Raw genomic sequence first — 13497 nt, 5'->3', positions numbered from 1 at the left:
TTCGCTACACGGTCGCCGGCGGCGCCGTCTCCGGGTGCCATCGCAGCAGATGTTTGCGGGCGACGGCAAGAACCTTGATCAGGACAAAGCCAACGATGGCAACTTCCACGATTCCGGCGAAAAGCGCCCTCGAGTTGGAAAAGCGGGACGCATTGATCATGTCGGCGCCAAGACCGCCCCCTGCAGTAAGCATCTCTGTCACGATGCAGATGATGAGGGATAAGGGCAGGGCCACCTGCAAACCTGTTAGAATTTGCGGCATTGCCGCCGGCAGCAAGACTTCCCGAACCAGTTCGGTCCGGCTTGCGCCCATGCTCTTTGCTGACCAGACGAGATCGCGCTGCACGGTGCTTGTGGCAGCAATGGTCGCTGTCAGAACCGGTAGAAACGCGTCTATGACGATCATGAAAATCTTGGTGGCGTCACCGAACCCCAGCCACAGGATGACGATAGGCAAAAACACGATCTTTGGCACTGGAAACATGATCGAGATGAGCGGATCGAAAAACCAGCGGATGGTTCGGTTACGCGCCATAAGGACACCGAGTGCGATGCCGAGCGTACTTGCTATCAGAAACCCCGATATCGTGCGGTAAAGCGTTAGGTGGACGCTCTGCCACAACTCGCCCGAAAGCGCGGAAGCGTAGATCGTGCCAAGAACCGATGTCAGCGTCGGGAGCTGAAATGGCGTGACCAGCCCGCTTCGCGCAAACAGCTCCCAGACGAGGGCGAGTGAGACGAGGGCAACCGAGCTTTGACCGGTGGCTGCCACCCGCAATATCATCGCGTTTCGGGCGTCTTGCCCTCGGCTGGAACCATTCTTGACTTCCTCTACTGTTGCCATGCCAGTACTCTCTTCGAAAATGTTTGATAGAGGCGGTCAAATAGAAATCCAAGGCCGGCGACCGAGACGATGACCGCGTACATCGCGTCATTGGCTCCGGCCGACCCGTAAAGGCCGATCAGATACCCCAAGCCGTTGCTGGCCGAGATCAGCTCGCCGGCCACGAGCAAGACGAAGGAAAGAGCGAGCGCCGTTCGGACGCCGTTCATGAGTTCCGGTAGCGCGCTCTGGGCGACGACATCGCAAAGCACGCCGAATTTTGAGGCGCCCATGCTGCGAGCAGACCAGACAAGCGCGGATTCGGTCGTGCGGGCGCCGTTGAATGCGCCAAGCATGATCGGTAGCAAGCACCCCATGAAGACGAGCAGGATCTTCGAGGCGTCACCGAAGCCGAGCCAAATCGCCGTCACCGGAATGAGCGCCGACTTCGGAACCGGATAGAAGATCTGAACGAGGGGGCCGACGGTGGCATTGAGCGGACGCCACCACGCCATCAGGATTCCGAGCGTTCCGCCGAGCACAATGGCAGAGGCCAGCCCGGCGCCCGCGCGGGTGAGCGATGCCAGGCCGTTCGAAACGAGTTCTCCGTCGCCCATCAGCTGCGCCCATGACACGGCTACGGCACTGATCGGCGGAAGGATATTGGCCGAAACCAGATCCAAACGGGGCGCTATCTCCCATAACAGGGCGACGAGGAGCAGGGGTAAATAGTGGATTATCGCGTGTCTCATCGGCTGGCGGCATCCTCAGCCTGCTTGGCTTCAGCACGCACCAGACGCTGGAGCTCGTCAACCTTTTCGACAAAATGGGGACTGCGCACAAATGCCGGGTCGGAGCGGTCAAAATCACACGACACGATCGTCTTGATGCGGCCCGGCCGCGCCGACATCACAACAACCCGCTGCGAAAGATAGGCCGCCTCATGGACATCGTGAGTGACGAATATCACGGTCTTTGGCGAACGCCTCCATATCGCAAGCAGCTCGTCCTGCATCAGACTTCGAGTTTGTGCATCGAGCGCGCCGAAGGGTTCATCCATCAGGAGGATTTTGGGATCGATTGCCAAGGTTCGTGCGATTGCAGCCCTCTGCTTCATTCCGCCAGATAAATGCGAAGGGAAACTGTCTTCGAAACCTTCAAGCCCGACAAGCTTCAGGAAACCGCGCGCTTTGTCTTCGGCATTGGCCTTTGACATGCCCTGCTTCCGCAGGCCGTAGGCCACGTTCTGCAACACAGTCAGCCAGGGGAACAATGCAAAACTTTGAAAAACGATACCGCGGTCCGGGCCTGGACCGGCAATTTCCTTCGCATCGACCGAGATGCTGCCTTCAATGATCGGGAGAAAGCCGCCGATGAGGTAAAGAAGCGTTGACTTGCCACAGCCAGAAGGGCCAAGCAACGAGATGAACTCACCCCCCTTTACATGTAGCGAGACATTTTCGAGTGCGGTGACTGGTCGTTTGTTTTCCGGCGTGTAGGTGTATTTCAGATCCCTGATATCGACGCTGGTAAGAGCCGGCACGGAAGAAATCATTGGCTGTGGTGGCCCCGCCGAACGCGAGTCGTTGAGAGTGTGAAGCATGCATTCCTCCGCTGCTGTTCAATGCTTGAGCCAGAAATCCTCCGATTCACGGCGCGTTTCCTGGCAAAACGACCTGTTGTCGACCATCTTCCCGAAGCGCTTTCCCGCGAAACCGGCCGGTGCTACTGCGAAATGGGGGTCAGGTCCGACATCCAGCGCCGATAGAACAAAACCCTCCGCGTTCTGCTCTAAGGCACAAATTTGCATTTCGTCCGATTTTAGACTGAAACCGGTACCTTGCCAAGTTGTTGAGTGCGGCCGCTCCGCTGTCACCCCGATCTGCGTGTTTCAGTAAAGGCCGGAGGGTTCCATCCCGAGCGCATGCCGGCCGGACTGGGTGGCATAGGTCTCCCAGTTCAGTCCGATGTGTCTGGCCGCAGCATTGATATCCCGCCATGCGCGCTGCGTTTGATGGCTCAACGCGGTGGCAGCCGCGCCCGTGCATTTCAGGATGAGTTCGGCAGCCTCGGTCGACATCCGCGTCGAAAAAGCAAAGTTGCGGCGGATCCTTATTCGCTCCTCGGCAGCCAGCGGCCTGCCGGCATGCGCTACTGCTGTAAGGACATCCATGCTCGTGAAGATCGCAAGCTCCGCAGCCTCGATATCCGCCAGCGCTTCACCGATCCAGGCGTGAGCCAGAACATGGTCACTGAACTTGCCGCGTGCCGAGTCGCGACTGCCGCTGGCCGCCGTCGAGATCAGAACCTCAAGCGCGCCACGCGCTATGCCAGGCAGTGTTGCAGCAATGCCAACAGGTGTGGTCGACATCAGAGGCAGGGCGTATATTGGATTGGCGTTGGCTGCCGAACCCGGAGTCTTTCCGCTGTTCATCAACGGGTAGGCAAGGGTCCTGTGCGCGGGCACGAAGACGTCGTCGAGGAAGACCGTCTTGCTGCCGGTCCCCACTAGACCCATGACGTACCAGTCGTCTTCGATGGAAAAATCACTGCGTGGCACAAGCGCGAAGTGGGCGACCGGGGGCTTGTCTCCGTCCGCAGGAGCAAGGAATTGTGCGAGGTGCCAGTCCGCGTGGTCACAGCCGCTGGCAAATCCCCAGCGCCCGGACAACCGAAAGCCGGCGTCGACGCGCGTGGCCGATTGTGTCTTGGGGTTGATCCCATAGGTTGCGGAAATGACGGTTCGCGGACCCCGAGCCCACACCTCTTTCTGCGCCTCGGTATCGAACGTGGCAGCAATCCAGTTCTGTGATGCTGCTACCCCGTAGACCCAAGCGGTGGAACCGCAGCCGCGTCCGAGTTCTGCGATGACCCGTGCTGCCGTCGTCAGATCGGCCTCGTGACCACCAAACTGTCGCGGTACGAGAATTTCAAGCAGCCCGGCGTCCCGTAGGCGACCTATTGTCTCCTCGGGGACTTTGCGTGCCCTTTCCGTTTCCAGCGCTGTCTCTCGCAGATACGGCACCAAGGCCGTGGCCGCATTCACCAGCTCGTGGGACGTAGTAATGTTCGAATGCATCATGAAGTATCCTCCTGCACGTTCCTATTTCATAATTTATGTTATATGTCCATTTTTATTTCTCGAGATTTATCAGGGTTGTGGCTTCTAATCTGCAAAACCTTTCGCACTTCGTGAAGGCCGCACCAAGAAATAAGGCATCAGAAATTTTCTCATTATCATACTGATATTAATGACTATATTCTCGTGCGCGATGCTGTCAATTCGCGCTGGAAGCTTTCAGGAGCCACTGCCATAATTTGATGGTCTACATAAATAAGTGGACAGAATTGAAAATCGGTCATATAGCATTTTTATCGGCAAGGAGGAGCTGACGGAGTAGCGTGGGCCTAAAAAGCCTTTCAGAAGTCCGTCCAATCGCCGAGGAGGAAAAAGATGCTGGATTTAACCAACGGCCCCGTCGAGATCAGATTGTTGGCTGCAGGAGCGAACTTCTCTAAATATGGCAGCATGATCAGCCTGGGGTTGACTGGCTACTTCGGTTCGCTGCCGGGCGGTTCAACGGTTTCCGTGCACAATATGCATCCAGGCGAAGCTTGCATGGCTGGTCCTCGACTTGTTGACGAGGGGCGTTACCACATGGCGTTGACGTCGCCGACCTGGCTGGTGGAGACGGCTGTCTCCGGTCGAGGAACACGTGGTTTCGGTGAACACCCTCTCCGGCTTCGCGCGATCTGCGTTTTTCCGCATTTCGATCAGTTCGCCTTTGCTGTCCGTAGGGACTTGGGCGTCAAATCGATCAAACAAGTTAAAGACGAAAAAATTCCGCTGAGGATTTCGACAGCTCCTACACATCTGGCGCATCCCGCAGGCTGGGTGCTCGATATCATTCTCGCGGAATATGGCATGTCGATTGACGAGATCGAGTCTTGGGGCGGGTGTGTCGTCTACGGCGACCGACAGCCGAACCTGATGGAGAAGGTGCCGGAGGGGCGGCTCGATAGGGCTTCTGGAATGCTCACCGGAGTACTAAACGCCGTTTTCGACGAAGCGCTGATGACGCGTCCATGGAAGGACATCGCAAACGCAGTTGACCTGGCGTTTCTGCCCGTTGACGAGGATATCCTTGCTCGAATGGAGAGCAGATACGGCATACGCCGGGCGATCATTCCTCGGGGATCGCTACGTGGCGTAGAGGAAGATACTCCCGCCATCGATTTTTCCGGGCATGTTCTTTTTTGCCATCAGGATCTTCCGGACGACCTCGTCTACGCCACCATCCGTGGCATCGATCAACAAAAGACCCAGATCGAGTCGCTGTTCCTGCCCGAGCAAGGGCTGACAGGGCCAATCGACCTCTCGGTCATGTCGAAGAACACCTTCGTCCCGCTTCATCCAGGCGCGGAGAAGTACTACCGCGAGCGACGATACATGTAAGACCGCGCTGATCCCGGTCTTGTAAATGGATGGACAGCGCCACAGCAGGAGAAAGAAGAAATGGTTACCACAGAACAGGCGCGCCCTGATACCGGCCACCTGATGAACATCAACCCCCGCCACGGCGGCCGCGAAGACAAGAGTGACAATGCCTTCGGGCTCTGGGGCGTCGATCACATTGCACTTCCGGTGACGGACATCGTTATGATGGAGCGTTTCATCAGGGAGTTCCTCGGAGGCGAACCCTATTATTATGCCGGCTTTGACGACTACGACAAAGGAACGAACCGAAAGCCGCACCTCTTTGTCCGGATCGGCCGCACTCTGCTGCAGATCACGGCGGAAACAGGTCCATCCACCCCACAGGCCGACGATCCGAACATTGCTCCTCACTGGGCCTTCCGGACGACTGCGGGGGGCCTCGATGCGAACATCGAGCGGCTAAAGAACGAGGGAATCCCCTTCTTCGGGCCGATGGCCCATCGCGATATTGATGTCGTCTCGGTCTACTTCCGCTCCCCGGAAGGGCACAAGCTAGAGTTCTGCACCTGGGACGAATACCCGATCGAAAAGACAAAGATGATGGGCGCCCCAGGCGTTGGTTTCATTCGCTGGAAAGAACTCATGCACAATTGGTCCAACGACCGGTAGTCACGAGACGGCGGGACATAGGCAGGACTGAACCAGACAAGTCGGTCCATTGAGCGCCGCCCGCCGGCAAAGGGCATCCATGCGGAAAGCGAGCTCAGCAAATGAAGACCATCGATACGCCGATTTTCGTCGTGCTCGTGCGATACACGCAGCCGCTGGAGGCGGTGATGAAACACTTGGAGGCCCATCGCGAATTCATCGCCTCGGGATACGCGCGCGGAATTTTTCTAGTTTCCGGACGTGGCGCGGATGACGACCCGGGTGTGGTTGTCGCGTCGGGCGTAAGCCGACGAGAACTGCAGCAGCTGATGAAGGAAGACCCGTTCCACCAGCATTCGATGGCGACATACGAGGTTCTGCAGTTTCACGCGTCACGCGCGTGCGACGAAATCGGCCAATTGTTTCCGTCCGTATAGGGCGGACAGCTTGGAGCTGCGCTTTGGCGTGAGCCCGCTGTTGGACGCCGGTTGGAGGGCCGACGTCCGCGACAACAGACAATTAGGACAGGTCTACGGCGTCCTTTGGGAGGGAACGTGCAATGAAACAAGATAAACAGGATCATACTCCGACAGCTATGCTCGCAGCCCGGCAGGATCAACTCGAGTCCGCCTTTCTGCGGGGGACGATTGGCCGTCGCCGTTTCATAGCGACTTCTCTGGCTCTGGGCTTTCTTTCAGCTTCTGGGGTCAAGTCTGTCGCGCAGACACTGGAGCAGATCAAGACCAACCAGGCCTCACAAGTCCGGTCACTTGCCGCACGCTACGACTACGTTGTCTGCGGTGCGGGCAGCGCCGCGTGTGCACTGGTGGGCAGACTGGCCGTCGACCGTAGCAAAAGCGTTCTCGTAATCGAGGCGGGAGATTGGGACGACGCTCCATCAGTTCTCGATCCGCGGCTGTGGTTCACCAATCTCGGCACCGAACGGGACTGGGGCGACTCGTCCGAACCATCTGCTGATGTCAACAATCAGCGCGTGGTGATACATACGGGGAGGGCGGTGGGCGGTGGCAGCAGTATTAATGCAACGATCTGGGCCCGCCCCTTCAAGAACGATTTCGACTATTGGGCAGAGGTGACTCAAGACAGGCGATGGGACTACGAATCTGCGCTTGCAGCCTTTCGCCGCATCGAAAACTGGCAAGGTGTACCGAGCGAGCGATACCGCGGCCGAGGCGGCCCTGTCTGGTGCCAGACGGCGCACGATCCGTCACCGCTTGCGCTCGCGATGCTTGATGCCTGTCGCGCCCTTGGGCTACCGATAAATAGCTCCGTAAACGGCGTGCGCGAGGAGATCGGCGAGGGCTTTGCACTGACGGAGCTGATCGTACGGGACGGCCAGCGCCAGAACATGGCAAGATCCTATCTCTATCCTGTCCTTACCCAGGCAAACGTGACGCTTCTAACAAATGCACATGTGGATCGAATTGCCGTCGAGCGAGGCATAGCCACCGGCGTCGACTTCACGCATGAGGGTCAGCGGCGGACGGTCGCAGCAGACCGTGAAGTCATCTTGTGCGGCGGCGCCTTCAATACCCCGCAGTTGCTCATGCTCAGTGGCATTGGCGATCAGGATCACCTGAAGTCCGTCGGAATCGAACCTGTCGTCCACTCGCCCGAGGTTGGGATGAACCTTCAGGACCACATTTTGCATGGGTCCTGCCTGTGGGAGGCACCCCTGCAGATGGAACATCGCAACAGTGGAGCAGAGGTCCTAGGCTACCTCAAAAGCGACCCATCACTCGATCGCCCTGACATAAGCCTCGTACAGGTCGAACTACCTTATGCGAGCGAAGCGATTGCCAAGGCCTTTGTCCCAACCCCTAAAACCTGGGCCCTTTGTGCTGCCCTGATGGTGCCGAAAAGTCGCGGTCGTGTCCGGCTGAAATCCGGCAATCCCAAAGATCGTCCTGTTATCGAGGCAAACTACCTTTCTCATCTCGACGACATCACGACGCTTGAGCGAAGCATTACGGTGTGCCGTCAGATCGGCAATTCGGAAGCGATGAAGCCATACGCCGTGCGGGAGGTAGCTCCGGGCACGGAGTTGAAAGGCGAGGAGCTCGCAAATTTCGTGCGCAACGGTGTGACGACTTACAGCCACCCGAGCGGCACCTGCCGAATGGGCGCTGACCCCGGCGCGGTTGTCGATGCTGAGTTGCGCGTCAACGGCATCGGCAAACTTCGCATTGCCGACAGTTCGATCATGCCACGAATCCCTGCTTGCGCCACGATGGCCACATGCGTGTTCATTGGCGAGCGCCTGGCCGAAATTCTCGAAACAGCCGGATAAGCATGGGCAGCCATGGGGAGCGAGTGTCAGCGAAGCATCTTCAACTTCGCTCGAAGGAGTAGACGAATGTCCGTGTCCGTCGGTTCCCCATCCGGATCGAAGATATCATGTCTCCGCCAGGCACAGAGGCCTAGATTTCCATAGCGAGTACGGACTGCTGCGGCAGCCGGCACTTCAACCAAACGAATGAGATTGTCCATGACCATGCCAGCCTTCAAGCCCACCGCGCGCCCAATTCCATCGAACGCGGTACCGACAAGTGAACTCAAGAAATTCGTTCCGCACTTGTCCATCGCCGAGCGAGACCGGCGATGGTCGAGGACCAGAAGCCGAATGATGTTCGCTGAATTGGATGCCTTAGTCTTCCTTGGCAACGATATCTATTATGGCATGGGGATGGCAAATCTCAGGTACATGTTTCAGTTGGACGCTCAGCTCGGAGGCGACGCGCTGTTCCCCGCAACTGGTGATCCTGTGGTTTGGACAGGCATCATTCACATGAACAGACCGTTTAACGCCTTTGCGTCCATGCAGGATTGGGTTGACGATGTTCGTGGGCGCGCGGGCCTGGGCGCGATCGTCGAGGAGCTGCGGGCGCGCGGACTGGAGCGGGGGCGTATAGGAATTGTCGGATTTTCTTCCACCATCCAGCGCACGCCGACCCTGCTTCACAGAGAGGTTGAGGGACTGAAATCGCTCCTGCCGGGCGCCACCTTTGTGGAAACGAGCTGGCTGATCGAGGAGCTGCGCGTCGTCAAAAGCGAAGAAGAGATCGATATGCTGCGCGGGGCCGGACGCATCGCGCGGAAAGCTGTGGATGCGCTGATCGAAACCGCGCGGCCCGGCGTGCCCGAGGCAGTCGTATACGCTGAGATGATAAAGGCGCAGATCGCCAACGGGGCCGAACCGAATATTTTCAATCTTTGGGCAGCCGGACCAGTCGATCATCCGGAAGACGAGCTCTGGCACCTGCTGCATGGGTCGGACCAGCCGATCGCTCCCACAATGCGACCGCTGGAAACAGGGGACATCATTATTTCGGAGCTTCACACGAAGTATGGCGGGTACCGCTGCCATACGGAATACACCGTTTATCTCGGCAAGCAGGCTCCGAAGGAATTGCTCCGCATCTGGGATGTTGCCGTCGAATGCCTGCATGCCAGCAAAGCCGCACTGACAACCGGCCGCACGATTGGCGAGGCAGTGGCGATGATACGCAAGCCAGCGGAAGCGGCCGGGCTTGACTGGGTCGAGCTTGGCTTCCACGCGATGGGAACCGCCTCGCCCGAGCACCCCAGCGTCGTCTACCCAGGTGGATTCGGCGTGAACTCCGTCAACGGCGCGCACGTCTCAGAAATGGAGCTCCAGGAGGGAATGGCGTTTGGCAACAATATCAATCTACATGATGCCAATTGGAAGGTCGATGTCGGGGTCATGCTAGCGGACTTCATGGTCGTCCGCGACAAGGAAGCGGAGCTTCTAGTGAACACTCCGCTTGAGCTGGCTCAAATCGCATAAGCGCCTCTTAAAAAGACGTTTCGAACGACAAGGAGAAACAATGAACACGACCACGCACCCTTCCAGACTAGGTCTCTATGCAGAGAGCGACGAGCGGGTCGAGGCGGCTTTCGCGGTAATACACGGCCGTGGCGGCGAGATCTTGAACATCCACAAAACTGTCTGCCATTCGCCGGGGATGTTTCGTGCAATGGCAACCTATGCTGCCGCTCTCAGAAGCGAGTCGGCAATACCCGCACCGATCCGGCAGTTGGTGGTGCTCCGCGTCTGCCAACTGAATCGCGGGGCGTATGAGTGGAGCGTGCATGTTGGCGTGACAACAAAACTGGGCGTACCGATGGCCAAGATTGAGGCTCTGCGCAACTGGACTGAATCTGATCTTTATTCGGACGAGGAGCGCGCTGCTCTCGGATTTGCGGATCAAACGTCTGGCAACGCCGGCGTAGATGACGAGACGTTCCAGGAGGCTCTGACAGCGTTCGGAGCGCGGGGCGTTGTCGATCTGGCGGCCCTGGTTTCCTGGTATGTAGGAAATACTCGTTTTGCCACCGCGCTCGAAATCGTACCTGACGAACCCGGGGTGCTCGAACAGCTGCCATGAAGCGATCTCACCACCGGCAGCCTTGATGGCATCCGGCGTGTTGACATCTATCAAAGCGCCGTCGCCGATCTCGGCGTCGACAACTTGCAGATCGAGAGCCCTAATCGGCGCACGCGCCCTTGTCACCGGCCAGGTCTTTCAATTCACCATAGAGTGCCTTGGGAAGCGACCGAATTACGGCGAGCCGTCGTTCGGCTGCAAAATTGGCCTGTAACGCTGGACGCTTTCAAATCCTGAATCTCCGGAACGCCGACCGTATGGCTGACTTTGCCGCCTCGCCTTATTCCGGTGCCCAGCACGGCCGAGTACTGGATCTGTGATAGGCTTCGACAAGCTCTGACACACCAGTCCAGTGCGAGTGACCTCTCTCGAATCAAGGCCGAAACCACGATACAATACTTCAATTCCCGCACTAGCCCGGCATTGAAGCTTGGAAGACCAGATCTTGAATTGGCTGTCGCTCGCTGGGAATCTCCTGGCTTCGAAGCTGAGGCGCGAGTATCGATGGATCACCCAACTTGCCGATTGCCACGACGGCGTTGATCGTGTGGCCGGCAGGAGTTTTCAAAGCCTCCGCCAATCTCCCTCGGTCGAACCCGCCGATACAATGGGTGTGCCATCCAAGAAGACTTGCCTGTTGGGCAAATGACATCCAGGCCGCGCCTGTATCAAAGACGTGGGATCGAGATTCCATCGTCTGGCCATCGCGTTCCAGCGTTTGCTTAGATATGAAAGCGACCATCGCTGCTGCCCGAAATGCCCAGTCGCGATTGACCTCAAAGAGGCATCCGAGAAAATCTTCCCAGGCAGGTCCGCCCCGTCTTGAATAGACGAACCGCCATGGTTGCGCGTTGTGTGATGAGGGGGACCAGCGCGCTGCCTCGAACATCGGCATCAGTTCACTGTCTGCAATCTCCGCATCCGAGAAAGCGCGGGGGGACCAGCGCTCCAGGAATAGCGGCGAAATCTCGTAGGAGGGGACGCGTGGCGTCAAGCCCTTATAGGCGCCGTCGTGATATAGAAGCGGACTTGCTCCCGAAACCCCGCCGCCTACGACCTCCCCAATGAATATTGTATGTGTTTCGGCATCGGTTTCGCTCACCAGTTCGCATTCCAGATGCGCCGCCGCCTGGTCAAGGATTGGCGTTCCCCGCCATCCGAAATGATGGGCGACATCTTCAAACCGGTTTTCGGATTTACTGGAGAAGCGCTCTCCGAGATCCTTCTGATGGTCAGCAAGGATGTTGACAACGAAGTTCCTGCTACCGGAAATCAAGGAGTGACTGCGAGTGGAGCGGTTGACCACGATCAATATCCGGGGCGGGCTGGCCGAAACACTGCTGATGGCCGTCGCCGTCATACCATGTAATTGTCCCTCGTGTGACGTGGTTATGACGCCAACGCTCGAAGCGACGTGTCGCATTAGACTACGGAACATTCCGACATCGATTGGCGTGATTTTTTCATGAATCATAGTTTTCCCTCCCAAGGGTAAGCACGCCAGGACTGAGACTTGCGAAACTTGCGAGTTCAGCAGGGCTCCCGCGCGCCGGCTGTTAATCGGCGAAGAAATACAATACCTATCATAAAACTATGATATGTCCGTTTTTTTAATAGTCAAGAGGGCGCCCGTCGGTGAAGGCCATCGGCGCCGGACGCAAACCAGCGCGTTAAGCTGTTCCACCTCTCATGCCATCGAGGAGGAGTGCAACCATGCTCTTCAGCTCGCTAAGTCCGCCTTCTACATCCGGCTTATCGCTCGAAATCCAGATCCGCACAGCGGCAAACATGAGGAGAAAAATCGTGCGTGCGCTCAATGTCGCGTCCATGTACGGTCTAATCTCTCCTCTATCGCGTGCCTGCACAATCATCGCCTTGACGTCATGCAGGGTTTCCGCGCGGATACGGTGGAATTCCCGCGCGTGAAGTGAGTTGGTGTGGAATACGTTTTCGCGCAGTAGCACCCGGAACAGACCGGGCTCCTTTGCATAAGCGGTGTAGGCGGGCCTGAAATAAGCAGTCACAGCATCGAGAAGCGTGCTTTCGTTCCTTGCCTCTTCCCTGCACTTGGCAATCAGCGATGGCATCCCGGCGTTAAACACGAGCAGCACCAGCTCGCTCTTGCTTTCCGCGTATGAGCTGAGGGTCCCCAGCGCAACTCGTGCTTCTTTCGCTACGTCCCGCAGTGTGGTCGCATCGTAGCCGACGTCCGCGAACTGTCGCCGAGCCGCGAGAAAGATCCGTTGCAGCTTATCGACCTTGTTTTGTTCTCGCAGGCCAAACCGTTCAGAATCGATCCCGAGCAAATCGCGCAGGCGATAAATATCGAGACCATCGGTGTCTTCGATGTTGATACCGTCGTCGACCGCCTCCCCCAGCGGAGCCTCTTCTACAGCTTTCATGGACTTGACTAACCTTCATTTTGTTTGCGCCCAGATTTTCGCCGGTCGCTATGAGCCGCGATCACATCTTAGAGCCATCGTTGGTGAAGGCAACTCTAACACAATCTTTCGTGGCGCGCCCAACAAAAACTTGACAAGTTATGAAATCGTACAAATTATAATAATTTTCGATGCGATCGACTTGAGGGAAGCGCTTGCTTTGGTTGTGGAGAGGATCAACTACCTTGCTGGTGGAGTGATTAGTCGTGGCGCGCTCGTTTGGAATAACAAAATTGATCGGCGGCCTCCGCTTCTTTTGGTTATGCCAAACTGGTTGGGGTGACCGACGTTGCGATCGGCCGGGCAGCACGGATGGCCGGCGATGATTATGTCGCTTTCGTTGGTTGCATGTATGGCGAAGGCAAGCCCCCCGATGGACTGCCGACGACGGGCTGCTCCATGCTTTCGCCGAAGAGGGGGCTAATGTCCCAGGTGTTGGCGTTTGTGACCCGGGTATCGCACATCAGACCTACAAGATGATTGATGACTTCATCGAGAATGTGTTTGCAAAACGGATTTGAGCTCCTTTTGCGCCCCAGCTCCGAGCGGCCGCCATGCAGCGCGCTCGACGCATCGCATCGACCTGCAGGCAAGAACGAGGCGGACTGGTGCGGGGTTCAATTTTCCAACCGTTTCCCGTCAAGTTCCTGCCATCACAACCGATACGGAGAAGAGTGATGCTGTTGTTAACGGCCGCGAATGGCAATCAAGGAAAAC

The 13497-nt window shown here is 57.4% G+C and carries 12 protein-coding genes; 6 read left to right on the top strand and 6 right to left on the bottom strand.

The window, feature by feature from the left end; all coding sequences use genetic code 11:
* Positions 1 to 4 precede the first annotated feature (4 nt).
* From AC13RM_RS24025 to AC13RM_RS24010, 4 genes are all read right to left on the bottom strand, one after another.
* A complete protein-coding gene (locus AC13RM_RS24025; RefSeq protein ID WP_488555647.1) occupies positions 5 to 844 on the bottom strand; it encodes an ABC transporter permease in 840 nt (279 codons plus the stop codon).
* Positions 832 to 1575: an ABC transporter permease gene (locus AC13RM_RS24020; protein WP_488555646.1), complete on the bottom strand. Its 744-nt coding sequence runs from the start codon at positions 1573 to 1575 to the stop codon at positions 832 to 834. The genes AC13RM_RS24025 and AC13RM_RS24020 overlap by 13 nt, the downstream gene beginning before the upstream one ends.
* Positions 1572 to 2426, bottom strand: coding sequence for an ABC transporter ATP-binding protein (locus AC13RM_RS24015; protein ID WP_488555645.1), 855 nt, complete (start codon positions 2424 to 2426; stop codon positions 1572 to 1574). Before AC13RM_RS24015 ends, AC13RM_RS24020 begins: the two co-directional genes overlap by 4 nt.
* Positions 2427 to 2714: 288 nt before the next feature.
* On the bottom strand, positions 2715 to 3905 hold the full coding sequence (locus AC13RM_RS24010; RefSeq protein WP_488555644.1) for an acyl-CoA dehydrogenase family protein: 1191 nt from the start codon (positions 3903 to 3905) through the stop codon (positions 2715 to 2717).
* Between the two features lie 372 nt (positions 3906 to 4277).
* Between AC13RM_RS24010 and AC13RM_RS24005 the strand changes: the two genes are divergently transcribed.
* The 6 genes from AC13RM_RS24005 to AC13RM_RS23980 all read left to right on the top strand — a co-directional run bounded on the left by AC13RM_RS24005 (position 4278) and on the right by AC13RM_RS23980 (position 10339).
* Positions 4278 to 5279, top strand: a complete 1002-nt coding sequence (locus AC13RM_RS24005; RefSeq protein ID WP_488555643.1) for a TAXI family TRAP transporter solute-binding subunit — start codon at positions 4278 to 4280, stop codon at positions 5277 to 5279.
* Between the two features lie 60 nt (positions 5280 to 5339).
* Positions 5340 to 5930, top strand: coding sequence for a VOC family protein (locus AC13RM_RS24000; protein ID WP_488555642.1), 591 nt, complete (start codon positions 5340 to 5342; stop codon positions 5928 to 5930).
* Positions 5931 to 6031: 101 nt separating this feature from the next.
* Complete coding sequence (locus AC13RM_RS23995) at positions 6032 to 6346, top strand: YciI family protein (protein ID WP_488555641.1); 315 nt, start codon at positions 6032 to 6034, stop codon at positions 6344 to 6346.
* A gap of 122 nt (positions 6347 to 6468) precedes the next feature.
* On the top strand, positions 6469 to 8220 hold the full coding sequence (locus AC13RM_RS23990; protein ID WP_488555640.1) for a GMC family oxidoreductase: 1752 nt from the start codon (positions 6469 to 6471) through the stop codon (positions 8218 to 8220).
* 198 nt (positions 8221 to 8418) lie between these two features.
* A complete protein-coding gene (locus AC13RM_RS23985; RefSeq protein WP_488555639.1) occupies positions 8419 to 9738 on the top strand; it encodes a M24 family metallopeptidase in 1320 nt (439 codons plus the stop codon).
* A 40-nt stretch (positions 9739 to 9778) separates the two neighbouring features.
* Positions 9779 to 10339, top strand: coding sequence for a carboxymuconolactone decarboxylase family protein (locus AC13RM_RS23980; RefSeq protein WP_488555638.1), 561 nt, complete (start codon positions 9779 to 9781; stop codon positions 10337 to 10339).
* Between the two features lie 412 nt (positions 10340 to 10751).
* On the opposite strand, the gene AC13RM_RS23975 is transcribed toward AC13RM_RS23980, so the two are convergent.
* Both AC13RM_RS23975 and AC13RM_RS23970 read right to left on the bottom strand, forming a co-directional pair.
* Positions 10752 to 11813, bottom strand: a complete 1062-nt coding sequence (locus AC13RM_RS23975; RefSeq protein ID WP_488555637.1) for a flavin reductase — start codon at positions 11811 to 11813, stop codon at positions 10752 to 10754.
* Positions 11814 to 12009: 196 nt separating this feature from the next.
* Entirely contained in the window at positions 12010 to 12741 is a 732-nt protein-coding gene (locus AC13RM_RS23970; RefSeq protein ID WP_488555636.1) for a TetR/AcrR family transcriptional regulator, read from the bottom strand.
* Between the last annotated feature and the right edge of the window lie 756 nt (positions 12742 to 13497).

This window comes from Martinezella sp. CNPSo 3732, from assembly GCF_057784515.1.
The sequence above is the reverse complement of the archived record's forward strand: the minus strand, read 5'-3'. Positions and strand labels throughout refer to the sequence as shown.

Excerpts from the sequence above, each read along its gene's own strand:
- AC13RM_RS24000 (WP_488555642.1), top strand. The coding sequence starts at position 5,340 with ATGGTTACCACAGAACAGGCGCGCCCTGATACCGGCCACCTGATGAAC.
- AC13RM_RS23980 (WP_488555638.1), top strand. The coding sequence starts at position 9,779 with ATGAACACGACCACGCACCCTTCCAGACTAGGTCTCTATGCAGAGAGC.
- AC13RM_RS24020 (WP_488555646.1), bottom strand. The coding sequence starts at position 1,575 with ATGAGACACGCGATAATCCACTATTTACCCCTGCTCCTCGTCGCCCTG.
- AC13RM_RS23985 (WP_488555639.1), top strand. The coding sequence starts at position 8,419 with ATGACCATGCCAGCCTTCAAGCCCACCGCGCGCCCAATTCCATCGAAC.
- AC13RM_RS24025 (WP_488555647.1), bottom strand. The coding sequence starts at position 844 with ATGGCAACAGTAGAGGAAGTCAAGAATGGTTCCAGCCGAGGGCAAGAC.
- AC13RM_RS24010 (WP_488555644.1), bottom strand. The coding sequence starts at position 3,905 with ATGATGCATTCGAACATTACTACGTCCCACGAGCTGGTGAATGCGGCC.
- AC13RM_RS24005 (WP_488555643.1), top strand. The coding sequence starts at position 4,278 with ATGCTGGATTTAACCAACGGCCCCGTCGAGATCAGATTGTTGGCTGCA.
- AC13RM_RS23995 (WP_488555641.1), top strand. The coding sequence starts at position 6,032 with ATGAAGACCATCGATACGCCGATTTTCGTCGTGCTCGTGCGATACACG.
- AC13RM_RS23970 (WP_488555636.1), bottom strand. The coding sequence starts at position 12,741 with ATGAAAGCTGTAGAAGAGGCTCCGCTGGGGGAGGCGGTCGACGACGGT.
- AC13RM_RS24015 (WP_488555645.1), bottom strand. The coding sequence starts at position 2,426 with ATGCTTCACACTCTCAACGACTCGCGTTCGGCGGGGCCACCACAGCCA.
- AC13RM_RS23990 (WP_488555640.1), top strand. The coding sequence starts at position 6,469 with ATGAAACAAGATAAACAGGATCATACTCCGACAGCTATGCTCGCAGCC.
- AC13RM_RS23975 (WP_488555637.1), bottom strand. The coding sequence starts at position 11,813 with ATGATTCATGAAAAAATCACGCCAATCGATGTCGGAATGTTCCGTAGT.